This is a genomic window from Runella sp. CRIBMP (genome assembly GCF_009905605.1).
In the GTDB taxonomy this organism is placed as follows: domain Bacteria; phylum Bacteroidota; class Bacteroidia; order Cytophagales; family Spirosomataceae; genus Runella.
This window is the reverse complement of the sequence record NZ_JAAAKZ010000004.1, coordinates 332,121-352,784: the sequence shown is the minus strand read 5'-3', so window position 1 is coordinate 352,784 and position 20,664 is coordinate 332,121. Positions and strand designations below refer to the sequence as shown.

Below are 20,664 nucleotides of genomic sequence, written 5' to 3'. Positions count from 1 at the left end.
CATAGTCAGACCGTACCCAGCACATCTGACTACTGACCCAACTAATTTCCTTACACTTTAGCCTTTCTCACTTTACACTCAACTAGACGGCGTCCGATAAACTTGTAAAGGTAAAATCGCGAATTTTCAGCGGGGGAATCATGCTTCCGTTCACGCGGGCGGGTACGCCCATCGCTTCAAGATTATTGAGCATGATAATAGGGCTTTCATTGAAACGGAAGTTTTTGACGGGGTATTTTATTTGTCCGTTTTCGATATAAAACGTCCCGTCACGGGTAAGCCCGGTGTATAACAAGGTTTGGGGGTCAACGGCACGGATATACCACAATCGAGTCACCAAAATTCCTTTTTGGGTTCCTTTAATAAGGTCAGCCAGCGATTGCGTACCGCCAGTCATGATGAACCCCTGCGGAGGGGGCACTGCTTTGACGCCCTGTTTTTGGGCCCAAAATCGAGAATACGCCATATTTTTAACCACGCCTTTATCGACCCACGTCACTTTTTCTTGCGGACGCCCGTCCAGTGAAAACCCTGCTTTGGGAATATCAATGTTGGTCGGGTCGGAATAAATGGTTACGCGCTCGTCGAATAGTTTTTCTCCCAACCGCGTTCCGCCGCCTTTTTTGCTCAAAAAGCTGCGACCTTCATCGGCATTACGGGCGTCGATACTGCGCATCATGTTTTGAATCAAATCAAGGGCCGCCGTTGGTTCGAGAATTACCGTGTATTTCCCAGGTTCAAGGGCTTTGGCCGATACCGAAGCCATGGCTTTTTGCATAGCAATCTCCGTCGATGCTTTGGCATTGAGCTTAGCGGCATCATTAAAATCGCGAGATACGTACCCAGAGCCAGTTCCATCCGCCGAACGAACGGTGACAGAAAATTCGACCGAGGTGGATTTGTTGTAACCAAAAAGCCCTTTGCTGTTGCCCATGGCAAAAAAATCAGTGGTATCTTCCAGATAACCCGCCGCCGTTAAGTTCTTTTTACGACAAGGATCGATGCTGTCAAACGCCACTTTTGCCCGGTATTCGGGGTTAATATCGGCCGTACTTTGCAAAAAAGTATTACTTTCCAAATAAGTTTGCGGCCCAAGCATTGGCACATATTCGGGATTTTCGGGCGCTAATCGGGCAATTTCTTCGGCCCGCCGCACGGTTTTCTCCAACGATTTGTCATCAAACTCGTTGATAGTAGACGTGCCCGAGCGTTTGCCATACACGGCTGTTACCGACAAAGACAAGTCATACGACTCCCCGCTGGTCGAAACCGTATTACGGGCGTAGCGGATGTTTCCAGTGCGGCTGCCCGTCAGGTTCACGCTCATTTCGTCGGCTTTTGAAAACGCCAACACTTTATCTATGATTTTTTTAGCTTCTTCTTTCGTTAAAATAGCCATTGTTGATGTCGTGGTTTAATTATCCGATTTTTCTGCCCGTATTGATGATATTCACGCCGTTAAAACGCGTCGTCGAACTTCCGTGCGAAACCGCACTCACCTGCGAAGGCTGCCCTTTGCCGTCAAAAAACGACCCAAACGTACGGTAATCATCCTTGTCACAAATCTGCACGCACGAATTCCAGAACTCTTGCGTGTTTGACTGATAGGCTACATCATCCAGCATTCCCACGATTTCTCCGTTTTTGATTTCGTAGAAAAGTTGGCCACCAAACTGGAAGTTATAACGCTGTTGGTCAATCGAATACGAACCACGACCAATAATGTATATCCCTTTTTCAACGCCCTTAATCATTTCCTGAACGTTGAGTTTTTCTTTACCTGGGCGCAGCGACACGTTGGGCATCCGCTGGAATTGCACCGAATTCCAGTTGTCGGCGTAGCAGCAACCGTGTGAGGCGTTTTCGCCCAAAATATTTACTTGGTCACGAATCGCCTGATAATTCACCAAAATACCGTCTTTAATCAAATCCCACTCCTTGCAAGGAACGCCTTCGTCGTCGTAGCCAACGGTTCCTAAAGTGTAAGGCTGGGTTTTATCGGCTACGATATTGACTTGTTTGCTGCCATAATTGAAACTCTTGGTTTTCCATTTGTCCAAGGTCGCAAAACTGGTTCCAGCATAATTGGCTTCATACCCCAATACGCGGTCCAACTCGGTGGGGTGACCTACCGATTCGTGGATAGTCAATCCCAAGTGATTTGGGTCCAGCACGAGGTCATACTTACCAGGCATGACCGACTTGGCGGTCATTTTTTCTTTGGCTTGTTTGGCCGACATGATGGCATCTTCAACCATGTCGTACGAGTTGCGATACCCAACCAACCCATTCGGTCCCGCGATTTTTTCGCTGGCCAAACCGTCAAGATATTCGTAGCCCATGCCCATCGGCGAACTGATAGCATCACGACTTTTGAACTTACCCGCTTGTTTATCAACGGCCGTTACGGTAAAAGTTGGCCAAATACGGTGTATGTCTTGGTCAATATACGAGCCATCGGAGGATGCAAAATATTTTTGTTCATTGACAAAAAACAGGTTGGAAGTGACAAAACCCGCTCCGTTTTTCATTGCCTCGCCGTTTACTTTCATCAACAGATCAATCTTTTCCTGAACCGGAACCTCAAAGGCATTTTTCTTGATGGGCGTTTTCCACGTTACCTCTCCCACTCCTTTTTGAGGAGCCAAAACGACCGGCTCGGTCTGGATTTTTGAATTTGCTTTGGCAATAGCTACGGCCGTTTCGGTACATTTGGCAATGCCTTCGTTGCTCACATCGCTCGTAGCGGCAAAACCCCAAGTTCCGTTGGCAATCACGCGAATTCCTACGCCGTACGATTCCGCATTAACGATGTTCTGAACCCTGGTTTCACGGGTAAAGAGGTATTGTTGAAGATAACGGCCGATGCGAACATCGGTATAAGTTGCCCCTTTCGACTTGGCCACGTTGAGGGCCACATCAGCCATCTTTTTCTTAATGGCCGCATCGACGGCGGGTTCGAGCAGCTGCTCAACAGGAACCACATTGCCCAAAACGGGAATGGATGCTCCCATCATAGCCCCCAAGCCCATGCTTGACAACTGAATAAAATCCCTTCTTTTCATGCTTGGTCTAGTTTTGATGAATCGTTGTAATCGGTTGAAGTGAAAAAACTTCTTACCATCGGTTAGAACATAACATTCAAAAATAAGGAAATTATAAAACCAGCCTATTATTCCGCGACAAATTTGCTTTATTAAGCGACGTTATCGAAAAGCCATTGCAGCGCAACGAAATTTTCAACGCGTAGTCCGCAGACGCGCAGTCCGCAGACTAAACGTCATTACCTGAAATTATCCATTTTGAAAAGCTTTGTAATCTTCGGGGGTATCCAAATCAACGCTTCCCGCCTCAAAAGTCACGAGGTAGGCTTCGTCCAAATGATTCATCACAACGGGTTTCGCCCCTTTATCACCCGTCAGGGTCAACAGTTCGTCAAATATTTTACGGTCAAACAAGGCAGGAACACCAATTTGGTCGCCGTACTTACAGGCGACAATCGGCGGTTGTTTTTCTTCATAAATTTTAATCATCCGCTCCAACAGCGACACCGAAAGATACGGCTGGTCGCACACTAAAATCAGAACGGCATCCACGTCTTTGTAAGTCATATATAACCCTGCCATTCCCATCTTCACCGACGACGACATCCCTTCGGGCCACATAGGGTTATCAATGACAGTCAGCGGCAGGTTAATGATTTCGGGGGCAATTTGAGCCTTATTGGCCCCAATGACTAAGACAACAGGGTAACAATCTGTTGCCAAAGCAACTTCAGCCGTCCGACGCAGGAGGCTTTTTCCGTCAATGTCCAAGAGTTGTTTAGGCGAGCCCATGCGCTTGGATTCGCCAGCCGCCAGTAATATAATCCCAATCTTCTTCAAATGAATATATACGTTTAAGTGTGTCAATTTTAAAAACGATATTTAACGTTGGCGAGGCTTAAGCCTCGCCAACGTTAAATATCGTCCATGACCGCCGCCCAATCGTAGCCTACTTCCACCAAAAATAGCCCACAGGCAGGCGCTTGAGCAGCGGCATTTTTACGGTTCTTGGATATAATCAACTGTTCAAAATCCGCGTACGACTTTTTTCGTTGCCCCACTTCCAACAAAGTACCTACAATTGCGCGCACCATACCGCGCAAAAAACGATTGGCTTTAATATGAAATACTAGTCCCAATCGAGTTTCTTCCCAATAGGCCTGCTCAATGGTACACAAAAAGGTTTTTACGTCGGTATGGATTTTACTAAAACATTCAAAATCGGTGTATTGAAGCAACAACGCGGCGGCCTCATTCATTCGCTGAACATCCAACTCGGGTCGAAATACGTGGGCTAAATCAGTAAGAAAAGCGTTTTTCTGAAAAATAATTCGGTATTCATAACAGCGGTGCGTGGCAGCAAAACGAGAATGTACATCGGGTCTGACGGCCACAATTTTGGGTACGGTAATGTCTTTGGGTAAAAGGCTATTCAGCCCCAATGCCACCCGGTCGGGAGCAGCAATGGGATTTTCTACGTCAAAGTGCGCGAATTGCTGCTCGGCATGGACGCCCGCGTCGGTTCGACTACTACCGATGATTTCAACGGGCTGCCGCAGAATAATGGCCAACGCTCGCTCAAGTTCTTCCTGTACGGTATTGCCGTTGGGTTGCCGTTGCCAACCATGATAATTTGTTCCTTTATAACTTACTTCTATAAAATAACGCATGTGCAAAGATAATGGCTAAAACAGATTGGCGGGGGTGAAAAGGAGGTATTGTTTAAACTTTCAGAAAGTTGGCGTAACTTTGCAAACTTCACAATAAATGAAGGCGCATTCCTGTTAAGATTTAAAAAGTTAAGATGAAGTATCGTTTTTGGGGTTTTATTGGCGTATTTATAAGTATATGGGGGTGCAAAACGTCCAAACCGGCACCACAGGCTCCCCCCGAACCTGTGATTCTTTCCATAGGTGACCGGAAATTTACGACTGATGAATTCTTTCAATCTTTTACCAAAAACCAATTTTCGGACGACACATCCAAATCAACCAATATTAGGGAATACCTTCAGCTTTATACGAATTTAAAGTTGAAAGTAATCGCCGCCCAAAGTGCTGGCAAAGACACAACGGCCGAATTTAGGGAAGAAATGGCTTCTTTTCGGAAACAATTGGCCCAGCCGTACCTTTCTGATAAAGTATTTGTGGAAAACCTCGTAGCAGAAGCCTACGAACGCTTGAAACAGGAAGTCAGAGCTTCACATATCTTAATCCCCGTATCTCCCGACGCCTCTCCCGATGACACCTTATCGGCGTACCGGGCAGCCATTGCCCTACGTAGCCGAATTCTGCAACAAGAAATTACGTTTGAAGAGGCCGCAACCCGTTTTTCAAAGGATGCGTTATCTAGCCCAAAAGGGGGAGATTTAGGGCATTTTACGGTATTTCAGACGGTTTATCCTTTTGAAAATGCTGCTTACACCTCGCCCATTGGAAAGATAACAGACCCCGTACGAACGGGCGCAGGCTATCACTTAATTAAAGTGAATGACCGTCGCGCTTCGCGAGGTAAGGTTCAGGTAGCGCACATTTTGGTACGTATCAGTCCTAATGCCACCTCTGAAGGCAAAGCCGCCGCCAAGTCCAAAATAGAAAAAGCCCACAGTTTATTGCAACAAGAAGCTTGGGAAGTGGTGTGCCGTGACTATTCCGACGAGCCGACCACCAAAGACAACGGCGGCATCCTTCATGAATTCGGCACAGGAGCCATGACCCCTGCTTTTGAAGAAGTAGCATTCTCACTCAAACGCGTCGGCGATATTTCACAACCTTTTTTGAGCAACTACGGCTGGCATATTGTTAAACTGATTAATCGCAAACCCATTGAGTCATTTACTGAATTAGCCCCGCAACTTCGGCAAAAAGTAACCACTGATTCACGCGGTGAACTCATTCGGGAAGCATTAATTACTAAACTACGTGCGTCGTCAAAAATGACGGAAATTGCGCCTATCAAAGCGGCAGCCATGGCCCAGATCGACACATCCCTGCTAAGAGGCAAATGGAAATTCAAAACACCACTCAACGCTTCTATTGAAAACAAAACACTGGTACAAATTGATAATCAGCCGTATAGCGTCAATCATTTTTTTGAATACGTCTACAATCGTCAGCAGCCCACCCCAGCCGGTACTTCCTTGCCCATCCTTGCCGAACGTTATTTTCGTCAGTTTGTAAATCAGAAATTGGTCGAAATAGAAGAAGCAAATTTGGAAAAAAAGTACCCTGAGTTTAAGGCGTTAATGACCGAAATGCGCGACGGAGTCTTGTACACCCAAGCCATGGAAGCCAACGTATTGGAGCGCTCCTTGACCGACTCTTTGGGTCAGAAGCAATATTGGGAACAAAATAAAGCCAACTACCGCTACCCCGAGCGCGCTTTTGCTACCCTCGCGGTGAGCGAGAGTGACACGCTGCTTAAAAGGGCCCATGAAGCCCTTGCTTCTAAGCCTTATCAATTGCGGAGAAAAGGGACCGATTTGCTTTTCCCTTCCAAATCGACCATCCTAAGCGTAAAACACCGGGAAGCCCTGTTTGAAGTTGCACTGACCTTACTCAATAATGAAAATTATTCGGTCGAAGTTTCCGCCTACGGCGATGCCGATGAACCAGATTCCATTTCCACGATACGCCTTCATAATGCTATTAAGGCGCTTACCAATAACAGTGTTCCCCTGACGAGAATCATCGAGAAAGATTACGGCAAATTCAAACCCGTGGCCAATGCGTCTCGCAACCGCCGGGTAAGCTTTCAGTATTTCAGCACGTCTAAAAAAGACCTCGAAAAAGCCCTTAATGCCCTTAAACTGGGTAATATACTCATTACCGAAGGGGCTTTTGCCAAAGGAGCAAACCGCTATATAGATGCCGCCCGCTGGGAGGTTGGCGATCAATTGGTAAGTATCAACAAGGAAAAAGTATGGGTTTCCATTGCCAAAATCGAACCCGCCCGTATCAAAACCTTCAGTGAAGCGCGTGGGGCCGTGATAAACGATTACCAAAAACAACTGGAACGTAATTGGCTTACGCAATTACGCCAAAAGTTTGCCGTACAGATAAACGAAGAAGAATTACGTAACTTAGCAAAGTAAAAAACGGCGTAAGTCCGTTTAACAATAGAGAATCCGATTTTGAAGTAGCCTACCAAATTATGAAAAGAACATTCATTCAAAACCCATCTTACCTCTCAGTCCTTCGCTCCACCTTGGCAACGCTCGTATTGGCGTGTATTGCCTTCATGGGCGCTCAAGGACAGGGAAAAAGCACCAGCCTCAATAAAGTTGTGGCGCGCGTTGACAACTACTATATACTGCGTTCTGAATTGGAAGAATACATGATTCAGGCACAATCTCAGGCCCAGGGCCAACAAGCCCCTACCATGTGCCAGGCCTTAGAACGCTTGATTGTAAATAAAATGCTGTTGGCAAAAGCGGAGATAGACTCCGTTATTGTTGAAGACAAACAGATTGAAAGTCAGGTAGCGGCCCGGATGGACTACATGGCCAAGCGTTTTGGTTCGGAAAAAAACATCATTGAGGCGTACGGGAAGAGCATTGAAGCTCTTAAATATGAGTTGCGAGAGCCTATCAAACAGGAAATGATAGCAGAAAAAATGCAAAGTAAAATTACGGAAGCCATCAAAGTGACCCCCAATGAAGTAAAAAAATTCTTCAATAGCATTCCCAAAGACAGCCTACCTTATATTCCCGCCGAAGTTGAAATCGGGCAGATTGTTCGTTATGCCAAAGTAACAAAAGCACAGAACGACGAATTACGTGCGCGTTTACTAGATTATAAAGCCCGGGTAGAAAAAGGAGAAGATTTTACCTCATTGGCCTCGGCTTATTCGGAAGATTTGGGGTCAGCGCAACGGGGTGGAGATCTTGGTTTTGCCAAACGCGGCGAAATGCTGCCCGAATTTGAAGGAGCCTCCCTGAAGCTCAAACCAAACGAACTATCGGAGCCTATTGAAACAGAATATGGTTTGCACTTGATTCAATTGCTCGAAACCCGAGGCGCTGAATACCACGCCCGCCACATTTTATTGCGCCCCGATTATAACCGCATGGACATGTCGGCCCCAAAAAAAGTATTGGATAGTCTCTATAATGTAATCAAGACTGATACGCTAAAGTTTGAAAAAGTGGCCAAAACGTGGTCTGAAGATAAAAGTACGGCCGATGCTGGTGGTTTGTTGAAAGACCAACAGTCGGGTTCATCGCGCTTGCCGCTGGATGCTTCAATGGACTACGGCTTGTTTATGATGCTAGATACCATGAAAGTTGGCACGATTAGTGCGCCCATGAACTATCGAACAGACGACGGAAAAACCGCCATGCGAATCATCTATTACAAAAGTAAAATAGAGCCGCATACGGCCAGTTTGAAAGACGATTTTGAGAAGCTATCTAATATTGTTTTAGCCAATAAAAAAACAGAAGCGGTAGATAAGTGGTTTAAGAAAGCAATCGAAGATGTCTTTATTAAAGTAGACCCCGAGTTTCAGGGATGTAAAATGATGGGTATTAATCTGCAGGATAATTAGCGTCGATTGTTTTTTTGCGGCAAACAGCTATATTCACAACAACCATTTATAAACCACTAACCATAAACCTTAAATGAAGTTTTCTTCTGACGTCGCTGCTGCTGAGGCACTTAAAGAATCCTACGAAAAACTCCGTGCAGAAATTGGCAAAGTCATTGTTGGTCAAGATGATACGGTTCGTTTATTGCTCACCGCTATATTCTGTCAGGGGCACTGCCTCTTGGTTGGGGTACCTGGATTAGCAAAAACCCTCCTGATTCAAACCATCGCGGGTGCCTTGGATTTGAGCTTTAATCGTATCCAATTCACGCCTGACTTGATGCCTTCCGATATTTTGGGGTCTGAAACTCTGGACAATGAACGCAATTTCCGTTTTATCAGAGGGCCCGTGTTTGCCAATATTATTTTGGCCGATGAAATCAACCGTACCCCTCCCAAAACCCAGTCGGCGCTCCTTGAAGCAATGCAAGAATACGCGGTAACCGTTGCGGGCCAAAAACATTCGTTAAGTCGTCCGTTTTTTGTGTTGGCCACCCAAAACCCCATCGAACAGGAAGGAACCTATCCCCTGCCCGAAGCGCAGTTGGACCGTTTTATGTTCATGGTTTACTTAGATTATCCTTCTTACCAAGAAGAGCTTAATATTGTTAAATCCACAACAACTGACAATAAACCTGTAATCAATACGGTCATTTCAGCCGCCGAAATCGAAGCGTTCCAACACCTCGTTCGACGCGTTCCTGTAACGGACAATGTGGTAGAATATGCCGTTAAACTCGTTCAAAAAACCCGACCAATGGGCGATTTGGCCACCGCAGACACCAAAAACTACCTAGAATGGGGAGCAGGGCCGCGTGCGTCTCAAAACCTGATTCTTGCCGCCAAATGCAACGCCCTCATCAACGGAAAATACTCGCCCGACATCGAGGACGTCAAAGCAGTGGCGCTTCCCATCTTACGTCACCGCATCGTGCGTAACTTTAAAGCAGAAGCAGAAGGAATTTCGGTCAATGAGATTATAAAACGATTAGTATAGGTATTCACCGCAAAGTAATCACGCAAAGACGCAGAGGAGCAAAGAAAAAATCCTCTGCCGTCTTTGCGTGATTTTTTTTGTTCTCTGCCCATTCTTCTTCCGTAAAAAGTGAATCATATAACACAAAAGTAAAAGCCAACTTCCATAAAAAGACAATTAATTAGTACGACAAATGGTTTTCGTTCGTACCTTGCAAACCCAAATTCAACCCCCAAAAAATCGTTATGCCTCCAAAAATTCGCAAAGAGGACGCACTTTATTACCATTCGAAGGGTCGTCCCGGCAAGATTCAGGTAGTGCCAACCAAAGAAACCAACAACCAACTTGACCTGTCATTGGCCTATTCGCCCGGCGTAGCTGAGCCGTGTATGGAAATTTTCAGAAACGTTGAAGATGTCTATAAATACACCGCCAAAGGCAATCTAGTGGCGGTAATCAGCAACGGAACAGCCGTTTTAGGCCTCGGAAACATAGGCCCCGAAGCAGGTAAACCCGTGATGGAAGGGAAAGGCCTCCTTTTTAAAATTTACGCCGACATTGACGTCTTTGACATTGAGCTCAACACCGAGAACGTGGATGAGTTTGTCAGAACGGTTAAAATCATGGAGCCTACCTTCGGAGGGGTTAACCTCGAAGACATCAAAGCGCCCGAATGTTTTGAAATCGAACGTCGCCTTAAAGAAGAGCTTAATATCCCCGTCATGCACGATGACCAGCATGGGACGGCCATCATTAGTTCGGCGGCTCTGCTAAACGGACTAGAACTGGTCGGTAAAAAAGTGGAGGACATTCGCGTCGTGGTGTCAGGAGCGGGTGCATCGGCAAGTTCTTGTACCAAATTATATATTGCCTTGGGCGTTCGTCCCGAAAACGTCGATATGTTCGACAGTAAAGGTCACATCAATACCGCCCGTACCGATTTAGACCCCATGAAGCAGGAATTCGCCTCTGAGCGCCGTTTTGCTTCGTTGGCTGAAGGAATGGTGGGTGCCGATTTATTCCTCGGACTATCAAAAGCCAACGTAGTGTCGCAAGACATGGTGCGCTCCATGGCCAAAGACCCGATGGTATTTGCGATGGCCAATCCAGACCCCGAAATTCCGTATCCTGATGCCGTAGCCGCCCGCGAAGACGTCATTATGGCCACTGGGCGTTCAGATTATCCCAACCAAGTCAACAACGTATTGGGCTTCCCGTACATATTCCGGGGCGCATTGGACGTGCGGGCCCGTGAAATCAACGAGCCGATGAAATTGGCGGCAGTGCACGCGCTGGCCGAATTGACCAAAAAGCCCGTTCCTGACATCGTTAACTTAGCTTATAATGCCGATAACATAAAATTCGGTCGTGAATATATCATCCCTAAGCCTGTTGACCCACGCCTACTTACGACCATTGCCCCCGCCGTGGCCAAAGCCGCCATGGAGAGCGGCGTAGCCCAGTACCCCATAACGGATTGGGATGCGTACGTTCAACAGCTGGAAAAACGTTTGGGTCAGGACAATCAGATTTCTCGGGTGATTATCAGCAAGGCCAGAAAAGCGCCCAAACGCGTGGTTTTTGCCGATGCCGAAAACGTGCAGGTGCTCAAAGCCGCCCAACAGGTACGCGACGAAGGCATTGCGTTTCCGATTTTGTTGGGTAAAGAAGAAAAAATACGCGCCATCATTGAGCAGAATAAACTGGATCTCGCCGAGATTCCAGTGATTGACCCTTATAGCCCTGAGCAATCGGCCAACATTGACCGCTACGCTGAAGTGTATTTCCAAAAACGCCAGCGCAAGGGGGTCAACATCATCGAAGCCCGCAAGATGATGTATTATCGGAGTTCATTCGGTGCTATGATGGTCGAAATGGGCGAAGCAGATGCCCTGATTTCTGGTTTGACCCGCAATTATCCCGATACCATTCGCCCTTCTTTGCAAATCATTGGAAAAGAAGCAGGGGTGAAAAAAGTGGCGGGTATGTACATATTGCTTACGCGTCGTGGGCCGTTGTTTTTGGCCGATACCACCGTCAATTTTAACCCGACAGTCGATGACATCGTAGAAATCACCGAATTGACCGCGCAGGCCGTAGAACGTTTCAACATCAAACCGCGCATAGCCCTCCTTACTTACTCTAACTTTGGAAGTGCGAAGGGTGATGATGCCGAAAAAATGAGCACCGCCGCCACCATTTTACACAAAAAACACCCTGATATGGTGGTAGATGGTGAAATGCAGGCACATTTACCGTTTGATTTAGAATTGCTTCGTACCAATCATCCGTTCAGCAAACTGGCCGAAGACGGCGCCAATACGCTCATTTTCCCGAATCTTTCTGCCAGCAACATCGCCTACAACCTGCTCAAAGAAGTAGGGGAATACGAGGCCATCGGCCCGATTTTGCTCGGAATGCGTAAACCAGTTTACGTACTGCAATTGGGTAGCTCCGTTCGCGAAATTGTGAATATGGTGGCCATTGCCGTGGTAGAAGCACAAATGAAAGGGTAGTTTTTTTCCTTTTTGATAAACATAAGCGCGACAGACTAGCTACAAGTCTGCCGCGCTTATTCCTGTTGAGTTGTTCTCGTATACTCCCAAACGAAGACATGCCATGACTCCCAACGAAGTACCATCAACCAACAAAGACTCTTTCTACGAAACGCAAAGTATTGCAGTACCTGAAAGATTTGAGGAGTTTTTTACGCATTTTTATTACGCTGCCAATCGTACCCCTTACCCTGTCCATAAAAAGTTAATCCCTTCTTTTCAAACCATTTTGGTCTTTAATCTTGGTAGTAAAATTTCGATTTCCTTCGACCAAACCCCCTCTCTCGACGCACCGAATAGCCTGATTCTTGGTCCCATCAAAAAAACAATTGATTATACCCTATCACCTGGAGCAGAAATGCTGGTGGCGAATTTTAAGTGGGATGCTTTTTACCGTTTTTTTGGGCAATCCTTAAAATCATTCAATGAATTTATTCACCAACCCGATGATTTGGTCAAGGAGCAATGCTTTGCAGACGTATGGATTCAACTCAAAAAAGCCCAATCACTCACCGAAAAAGTCAACCTTTTGTTGGATTTTAGTTTGCCGTATCTGAGAGCAAGAGAAAGCAACGTGGCGCAGGTTCTGGCGCAAAATGATGCGTTGGGCACTTTGAAAACCGTCAAAAAAATAGCTGCAGAAAGCGGATATAGCGAACGGAACATTCAGCTCAACTACCAAAAATATCTGGGATTCAGCGACAAAGAACTCAATCGTTATCAGCGATTTAAGAAAGCGATTGAGTTTTTATCTAAAGCCAACGCCCCGTCGCGGTCAATTGATTGGCTTGAAATTGTGGCGAAATGCGGCTATTATGACCAAAGCCAGTTGATTCACGACTTCAACTACTTCATTAGGATGTCGCCCAGTCATTTCCTCAAACTCCAAGAAGACCTCTGCATGACGGCATTATAGCACTTTTCGTTTTCTTACAATCAGGACAAAACTGCGGGCACTAGTTTTGTCAAAAAAAGAAAACAACATGAAACACTTAATCATTTATGCCCATCCCCACATTGGGAGCCTCAATCATTTTCTTAAAGAAACGGCCGTTTATACGCTGGAAAAAGCGAATCATGAAGTGAGAATCCGCGACCTTTATGAATTAAATTTCAACCCTGTTTTATCGTTGGAAGATATGGCGGGACAACGCAAAGGGCAAGTAGCGCCTTTGGTTGGTGAAGAGCAAAAACACATCGAATGGGCGGAAGCTATTACGTTTATTTATCCGATTTGGTGGACAGGCATGCCTGCCATCATGAAGGGCTATATCGACCGCGTGATGTCGTACGGATTTGCGTATCGGTACGACCAAGGCATTCAAAAAGGCTTGTTGAGCGGTAAACAAGCTTTTGTCGTTAACACCCATGGTAAATCCAAAGCTGAATACCACGCCAACGGGATGGATACCGCCTTGCGCCTCACCTCCGACACAGGAATTTATACCTATTGCGGATTAGACCTCAAAAGCCATTTATTTTTTGACAAAGCCGACCGCGTCACCGAAGAGACCCTCAAAAATTGGGCTGCTGAAATTGAAGGAATGTATTTATAGACTTCTCAAGCCTTTTACGAATGTTTTTTCAACGCGGCTACTGCCGCTACGCAATCGGCATCAATGGCTTTTTTGAGGGCTTCAAGACCGTCGAATTTGAGTTCGGGACGAATAAATTCCACCAGTTCGACGGTCATTTTTTCGCCGTACACATCATCATTAAAGTCAAAAATGTATACTTCCTGCGTACGATTCGTACCGTTGACGGTGGGTCGAAAACCAATGCTCATCACACCGCCCAACGTTTGCCCCCGCACCTCTACCCGCACGGCATAAATACCGTCGGCGGGAATCAATTTATAGTTTTCTGCGACCTGAACATTGGCCGTTGGGTATCCAATAGTACGCCCTAATTGCCTGCCTTTTACCACAATACCCGTAAAAGTGTAGTTTCTACCCAACAGTTCAGTGGCGATGGTTGTGTCGCCTTCCAGTAGCGCCTGACGAATTTTGGTTGAACTCACGGTGATATGTTCAATCTCCTGACGTGGAATTTCTTCAATCTCAAAACCGTAACGGGGCGCATGTTGTTGCAGATAGTCAAAACTACCCTCACGGTTGCGGCCAAAATGATGGTCATAACCAATGACCAATTTTTTGGTCCCGATGGTTTCTACCAAAATCTGTTGGATAAACTCCTCAGACGACAATTCACTAAACTCTCGCGTAAACGGAATAATGACCAAATGATGAACGCCGTTTTGTCGTAAATAAGCAATTTTTTCTTCTAAGGTAGACAGCAATTTTAGGTTTTGGCTGTCTTTTGAAACCACCATACGTGGGTGCGGCCAAAAGGTCAACACTACGGTTTCACCACCCAGCGTCTGGGCAGTTTCGGTCAAGCGGGCGAGGATAATTTGATGACCCAAATGCACCCCGTCAAAGGTTCCGCTGGTCACAATGGCATTCTGAAGTGGCTTAAAATCAGCTATATCGTAATAAACCTGCATGTTCTTGTAAATGGACGCTAAATTTCAGACTCAGGATTGGGGTTGGATTTTCCAAGGTCAAGATTTAACTCCAGTCGTTTTCTTTTTACGTAATCTTCAATTTCTTCCGCGTCTTTGAGCCAATACGTTCCGATGCGGGTACGGCACAGTTCGCTCATGTAAGCACCAGACTCCAGCAACATGCCAAAATCCCGTACTAAACTGCGAATATAAGTCCCTTTGGAACACACAATGCGAAAACTTACTTCGGGGAAGTTGGCGGCATCAATCTCAAAGACAGGAACCGAAACCGAGCGCGGCTTAATTTCAACCACCTCCCCTCGACGGGCTTTTTTGTAGAGGCGTTCTCCGCCCATCTTCACGGCTGAATAAATAGGGGGATATTGCGCAAGCTCACCCGTCAATTTTGCCACAGCAGCCTGCATCAAATCGGGTGTAATATGGTCGGTAGGATACTCACCGTCGAAGGGTGTTTCTAGGTCGATAGAAGGAGTCGTTTTGCCCAGCACCAATTTGCCAGTATACTCTTTTTCGGCTCCTTGGTAGGTATCTATTTCCTTGGTTTTCTTGCCCGTACACAAAATCAACAAACCAGTCGCGAGCGGGTCAAGGGTGCCCGCATGGCCGATTTTTTTGATACGACAAGCTCTCTTTATTTTGTTGACGGCGTCAAAAGAAGTCCACGTGAGAGGTTTATTAAGCAAAATAACTTCTCCCTCTTCGGGAGAAGCAGCAGATTCATCTATCATAGGTCAATCATCAAACGATTTCAAGCTTGTATCCAGCCAGCATCAGGGCCAAAATAGCCCCGCCGACGATGATGCGGTACCAGCCAAAAACGCGGAAACCATATTTTGTTAAAAAGTCAATAAAAAACTTAATGGCCAGCATAGCTACAATAAAAGCGACAACGTTGCCAACAGCCAACAACTTGATTTGCTCGTCGGTCAGCACAAAACCGTCTTTGTAGAAATCGTAGGCTTTTTTGGCAGTAGCTGCAAACATGGTAGGCACTGCCAGAAAAAACGAAAATTCGGCGGCGGCCTTGCGTGAAAGGCGTTGCGCCATTCCTCCCACAATCGTTGCGCCCGAGCGCGAAACGCCCGGTATCATGGCAATACACTGAAAAAAGCCAATTTTAAAGGCCGTGAAATAATCTATTTCGTCGGAGTTTTCAATAAAGGTTTTATTAAACCATTTATCAACAAACAACAAAATAACCCCTCCTACCAGTAATGAAATGGCTACGCCGAGGGGACTTTCGAGAAGCGCATCGATGACATCGCTAAACAGCACCCCAAAAACAGCACTGGGGATAAACGCGACAAAGAGCTTAAAGTAAAAATCCAAGCTGCGAAAGAAACGCTTGAAATACAAAACAACGACCGAAAGAATTGCACCAAGCTGAATGGCTACTGTGAAAAATTTTACAAATGGGTCGGATTCTATCCCCATAAAAGAGGACGCCAAAATCATGTGGCCCGTGGACGATATAGGTAAATATTCCGTAATACCTTCGATTACGGCAAGAATAAGTGCTTGAATAAAATCCATTTTAAAATTGTAAGGGGTGGGCAGTGAGGGTTTACTTCCTCACTTATTCATAACGTTTTGATTATTTGCCGTCGGCGGGACGGCGTAAAATGGCAAAAAACTCAACGACAAAACCAGCCATTACCACCAAAGGGCCAACGGTTAAACCTAAAACACCGAATCCAAACTCTTCCGAGTCCATACTCATAATGACAAATCCACCCAAAATTAGCACGATACCAATAATCATGAAGGTGTAGTTACTTTTACCAAAGGGAAATGCGTTCTTTTTCATTTGACTATTTTAAATGTTGAATTGATAAAATGGGAAGTAAGGGTTTATTAATACAAATCATCGAGGGTCATTCTCAAATACCTTGCCAATGCCTGAAACGTACTTAGAACCCCAATCAGCACCCCTAAAATGACAACGCCCAGGAGCAGAAAGCCCAGTTTTTCGTATTCCTGCAACATGTGTAATCCTTCAATTTGACGAAGGGCCACTTGCTGTAACCCCACAATCAAACCCACCGCAATCAGGCCACTGATGAGCCCTTGCACCGCACCGTTTTTGAGAAAAGGCATCTGAATAAAATTATTGGTTGCGCCCACCAATTGCATGCTTCGAATCAAAAACCGCTGTGAATACAATGCCAAACGGATGGTATTATTCATCAATAACACAATGATTATGAGCATAATAACCGCAAAGGTGGCCAGAATAATATAAATTTTGGTTAGGTTTTTGTTGATTTGATCGGCTAGGTTTTCCTGATACACTACTTCAAAAACACCTTCCAACTTTTCTACATCGGATTTGATTTTTTGGAGTTTGGTATCTTCAAAATAATCCTCCTGTAAGCGCACACGGTAGCTGTCATGTAAGGGATTTTCGCCCAGAAACGCACTAAAATCCTCTTTTCTATCGGCAATGAACTCGCGGGCCGCTTCGTCTTTGGAATAAAAAATCACTTGAGGCTTTCCTTCAATATTCAACACAAAAGGGTTGGCAATCAGTTTTTTCTGAATATCAGCCACTTGTGTTGAGTCAAGTCCTTTGTCGAGCATAACCCGCACCTCAATATTTTGCTTAATGATAGAAATAAGCTTTTTGGACTGCATGACCAACAAGCCACAAAATCCAATCAAAAATAACGCCGCGGTTAAGCTAACAATAATCATGGCGTTGGGATAACTGCCAACCTTTTTCTTTTTCAGAGGCATAAATAGAATATAAAGTGAGGACGGGGGTACCCGTACTATTCAGTGTATAAAGACCAATTACCTTCGTTCATAAATTCATCCATGAATCATTGCAAAAATAGGTAATTATTTCAAGAACGAATTCAAATAGTGGATTCGTAAATCGTTTTTAAAGTTTTTTAACCAAATTGCTGGTCATTCGAGTCCAAAATGTTATCAAAAAAAAAACTCCTTCTTTTAGTTCTGCTATTATGGTCGAGCTTGTTATGGGCGCAGTTGCCAAACGACCTGCACTTCCAGCGTTATTCTACCCACGAGGGGCTTTCCGACAATTATGTTTTTAACGTAGTGGAAGATCGACAACATTTTATTTGGGCGGCTACTTTGCAAGGGATCAATCGGTTGGACGGAGCAGGGGTAAGGCACTACATTTTGAAAGATAGTTCGAAAACTGTTTCCCAGCCACATTCGGAGGTCTTTATAGATTACAAAGGAGGCATTTGGGCAACTAACAACTCTAATTTGTTTAAATACAATTTAATCAACGACCTATTTGAACTAAAATCACAAACAAAAAACAAAGAATTCAGGGCTATTAATAAAAAAGTCACTCGAAAATTTGCGCTGTTTAATGACCTCCCTAACCAATGTTTTTGGATAGCCCGTGAAAATGGTCTTTTTCGTTATCAGATTGATACTGAACATTTAGAAAGCACCTCTATAGATTCACTCAGTACACCTTTCAAAATTATAAAAATTAATTCTAATACGCTTATCATTGCTACCAACGAAGAATGGATAAGTTATGATACCTACACGAAACATTCGTTTCGCTTTCCTAAAAAATCATTCGGCTGGGAGATGTACTCCTTCAAAGAAAATCATTGGCTTTATACTGATGAAGAGCAAAAAATATGGGAAGTAGCCTTCATTAAGGACAAACTCACCCCTCCAAGGCTAACCGAATTTAATCAGGAAAGAAAGGAAATTAGAAGCATAACGACCCTACCTCTACAAACTGGACACAAGGTACTTTGGTGTGGATTGGTCAGTGGCGGATTGTCTATATTGGACTTAGAAAACAGAAATACCTATCAAAATTTCAACGCTCATATTAACGAAACCAACGGTTTTTACTATCTAACAATCAGGCATATTTATCAGGATAGCAAGCGAAACATTTGGATAAGTACCGACCAAGGTATCTACCGGGCCAATCCCACCCAATTTCAGATTCACAAAGAGATATTCCCTTTTTTTAGAGAATTACACATCAGTCGTGTTCGTCAAATAGTACAACACGCTACTGAACCGCATCTCGAATGGGTGGCGAGTTCTGAATTTGGGGTATTTTTGTACGATAAAGTACACCATAGAATCATTAAATCTTTTCAGATGACGACGAGTAAAATCAGCCAAATAAAATACGATCGTTATAAAAGGCTTTGGGTACTTTCGGCCAAAACACTCTCAATCATTGAGCCAGATTTACGCATACGAACCCTGCCAACGAAGCATTTAAAATCTGAATTACTTTGTTGGAAAATTCTCTTTGACCGAAATGACAATGCTTGGATCGGTTCAGAAATCGGATTATTGAAAGTTGCATTTCCTACCGAAAAAATCACAGCATTTCTACCCGCTGCCAGCGACCCACATTCCATCAGTCACCCGTTTGTGTATGATGTAAAACTACTGAACGACCAAAAAATCGCAGTGGCAACGCGAAACGGGGTAGATATTTTTAATCCTCAAACCAAAAAAGTCGTTGAAAAAATCGGACCTAGACAGAATGTTTTTGCAATGGACATTGACTCCGAAGGAACTATTTGGGTGAGTTATAGCGATGAATTAATAAAAATCAGCAATCATCAGGTTGTTAAAACTTGGAACAGTTATAGAAAAAACAAAAAGCTAAGATTCAAAAATGGGTTAACCGTTGATAAGGCTGGAAAACTGTGGTTTAATACCAACGATGGACTGCTTAATTTTGACCCTATCACCGAAAAATTTCAATTATTTACTGATCAAGATGGGCTTATTAATAATTATTTCTACGGTTTTATTTATGAAAACAACGGAAACCTTTATCTAAATCATGAAGAAGGAGTCAACTATTTCGATCCGCTCCAACCTCGTAATATTCCCAAGATATACGAGCCAATCATAACCGATTTTAGTCTTTTAGAAAAGCGACAACCCATTGATTTCAAAACATATACACAACCATTTCAGGTTAATCATGACCAGAATATCCTTACTTTCCAATACACAGTTGTCGAGTTTGAGCATCCTGAAAAATTGACCTTCCAGTATCAATTAGAGGGATTTGACAATGGCTGGAAAAATGCAAATATCCTTCGTCGAGTTAGTTATACCAACCTCAGCGGGGGCAATTATACCTTTAAAGTGCAAGTATTGAACGAAGAATGGGAAACAACTTCCCAAATAGCCGAGTTCAAGATTTATGTCACCACTCCTTATTACCGCAGTTGGTGGTTTTTTTGTCTATTTTTCATAAGCATTATGGCCTTTTTTTATGGCTTATATCGCTACCGCCTAACGCAAATTCTCAAACTTCAGCATTTACGCAACTCAATTTCTAGGGATTTGCACGATGAAGTGGGCTCGACCCTGAGCAGTATTGCGATGCTGAGCGAATCCGCCCAAAAATCATTAGAGACTGACGAAGCCCAAAGTCGTAAGTTCATGGAAAGCATTACGGCAAATGCCCAAAAAGTACTAGAAAGCATGGACGACATCGTTTGGGCCATCAATCCCAAAGACGACTCCCTAGAAAGCATCGTTTTGCGCATAAAAGAATATGTCTATACCCTCACCGAAACCAGGGACATCCATCTCAGGTTTGATATTGACCCGCGCTTACAAAAGCTTAAGGTACCGATGAAAACCCGACGAAACCTTTATCTTATTTTGAAAGAAAGTATCAACAACGCCGTCAAACATTCTGGTTGTAGTGAGCTAAAAATAATATTAAAAACAGAAAATAGGGCGTTAAATATGGTCATTCAGGACAATGGTCAGGGATTTGACCCGCTTAAACCTAGCCTTCGTAACGGGTTGGAAAACATGCGGCAACGCGCGAAAGAGTTTGGCGGAGAAATCAGGATTGAAAGTCAAAAAAACAAGGGAACGGCCATTTACATCAAAATGGACAGTTGACGTATTTCCCCAATCATGTGATTTGAGACGAAAATCAAATGACTACTTTTACTGCGCTCAAAAGCTAAAAACGAGGAC

At 44.5% G+C, this 20,664-nt stretch carries 16 protein-coding genes; 7 read left to right on the top strand and 9 right to left on the bottom strand.

Annotated features, from left to right (window positions below; translation table 11 throughout):
* Positions 1–82: 82 nt before the first annotated feature.
* From GVN20_RS14800 to truA, 4 genes are all read right to left on the bottom strand, one after another.
* On the bottom strand, positions 83–1,399 hold the full coding sequence (locus GVN20_RS14800) for a TldD/PmbA family protein (protein ID WP_166559075.1): 1,317 nt from the start codon (positions 1,397–1,399) through the stop codon (positions 83–85).
* A 19-nt stretch (positions 1,400–1,418) separates the two neighbouring features.
* Positions 1,419–3,065: a TldD/PmbA family protein gene (locus GVN20_RS14795; protein WP_166559074.1), complete on the bottom strand. Its 1,647-nt coding sequence runs from the start codon at positions 3,063–3,065 to the stop codon at positions 1,419–1,421.
* 228 nt (positions 3,066–3,293) lie between these two features.
* Positions 3,294–3,911 (bottom strand): NTP transferase domain-containing protein, encoded by a 618-nt coding sequence (locus GVN20_RS14790; RefSeq protein WP_255455446.1) that lies wholly within the window; start codon positions 3,909–3,911, stop codon positions 3,294–3,296.
* Positions 3,912–3,958: 47 nt separating this feature from the next.
* Positions 3,959–4,714, bottom strand: coding sequence for a tRNA pseudouridine(38-40) synthase TruA (gene truA / locus GVN20_RS14785; protein ID WP_166559073.1), 756 nt, complete (start codon positions 4,712–4,714; stop codon positions 3,959–3,961).
* A gap of 227 nt (positions 4,715–4,941) precedes the next feature.
* Here truA and GVN20_RS14780 point away from each other — a divergent pair, with 227 nt between their 5' ends.
* From GVN20_RS14780 to GVN20_RS14755, 6 genes are all read left to right on the top strand, one after another.
* Positions 4,942–7,137, top strand: a complete 2,196-nt coding sequence (locus GVN20_RS14780; RefSeq protein WP_310586823.1) for a peptidylprolyl isomerase — start codon at positions 4,942–4,944, stop codon at positions 7,135–7,137.
* 59 nt (positions 7,138–7,196) lie between these two features.
* The gene (locus GVN20_RS14775; RefSeq protein WP_166559071.1) at positions 7,197–8,591 is read left to right on the top strand and encodes a peptidylprolyl isomerase; all 1,395 of its coding nucleotides are present in this window, start codon (positions 7,197–7,199) and stop codon (positions 8,589–8,591) included.
* Between the two features lie 73 nt (positions 8,592–8,664).
* A complete protein-coding gene (locus tag GVN20_RS14770; RefSeq protein ID WP_166559070.1) occupies positions 8,665–9,627 on the top strand; it encodes a MoxR family ATPase in 963 nt (320 codons plus the stop codon).
* A 224-nt stretch (positions 9,628–9,851) separates the two neighbouring features.
* Positions 9,852–12,122: an NADP-dependent malic enzyme gene (locus GVN20_RS14765; protein ID WP_166559069.1), complete on the top strand. Its 2,271-nt coding sequence runs from the start codon at positions 9,852–9,854 to the stop codon at positions 12,120–12,122.
* Between the two features lie 103 nt (positions 12,123–12,225).
* On the top strand, positions 12,226–13,077 hold the full coding sequence (locus GVN20_RS14760) for a helix-turn-helix domain-containing protein (RefSeq protein ID WP_166559068.1): 852 nt from the start codon (positions 12,226–12,228) through the stop codon (positions 13,075–13,077).
* Positions 13,078–13,144: 67 nt separating this feature from the next.
* Positions 13,145–13,717: an NAD(P)H-dependent oxidoreductase gene (locus tag GVN20_RS14755; RefSeq protein WP_166559067.1), complete on the top strand. Its 573-nt coding sequence runs from the start codon at positions 13,145–13,147 to the stop codon at positions 13,715–13,717.
* A 14-nt stretch (positions 13,718–13,731) separates the two neighbouring features.
* On the opposite strand, the gene GVN20_RS14750 is transcribed toward GVN20_RS14755, so the two are convergent.
* The 5 genes from GVN20_RS14750 to GVN20_RS14730 all read right to left on the bottom strand — a co-directional run bounded on the left by GVN20_RS14750 (position 13,732) and on the right by GVN20_RS14730 (position 17,424).
* A complete protein-coding gene (locus GVN20_RS14750; protein ID WP_166559066.1) occupies positions 13,732–14,667 on the bottom strand; it encodes a bifunctional riboflavin kinase/FAD synthetase in 936 nt (311 codons plus the stop codon).
* 17 nt (positions 14,668–14,684) lie between these two features.
* A complete protein-coding gene (gene truB, locus GVN20_RS14745; RefSeq protein WP_166559065.1) occupies positions 14,685–15,416 on the bottom strand; it encodes a tRNA pseudouridine(55) synthase TruB in 732 nt (243 codons plus the stop codon).
* 10 nt (positions 15,417–15,426) lie between these two features.
* Positions 15,427–16,221 (bottom strand): undecaprenyl-diphosphate phosphatase, encoded by a 795-nt coding sequence (locus tag GVN20_RS14740; protein ID WP_166559064.1) that lies wholly within the window; start codon positions 16,219–16,221, stop codon positions 15,427–15,429.
* 61 nt (positions 16,222–16,282) lie between these two features.
* Complete coding sequence (locus GVN20_RS14735; protein ID WP_114065869.1) at positions 16,283–16,495, bottom strand: DUF3098 domain-containing protein; 213 nt, start codon at positions 16,493–16,495, stop codon at positions 16,283–16,285.
* Between the two features lie 47 nt (positions 16,496–16,542).
* The gene (locus GVN20_RS14730; RefSeq protein ID WP_166559063.1) at positions 16,543–17,424 is read right to left on the bottom strand and encodes an ABC transporter permease; all 882 of its coding nucleotides are present in this window, start codon (positions 17,422–17,424) and stop codon (positions 16,543–16,545) included.
* A 189-nt stretch (positions 17,425–17,613) separates the two neighbouring features.
* Between GVN20_RS14730 and GVN20_RS14725 the strand changes: the two genes are divergently transcribed.
* A complete protein-coding gene (locus GVN20_RS14725) occupies positions 17,614–20,586 on the top strand; it encodes a sensor histidine kinase (protein WP_166559062.1) in 2,973 nt (990 codons plus the stop codon).
* Positions 20,587–20,664 lie beyond the last annotated feature (78 nt).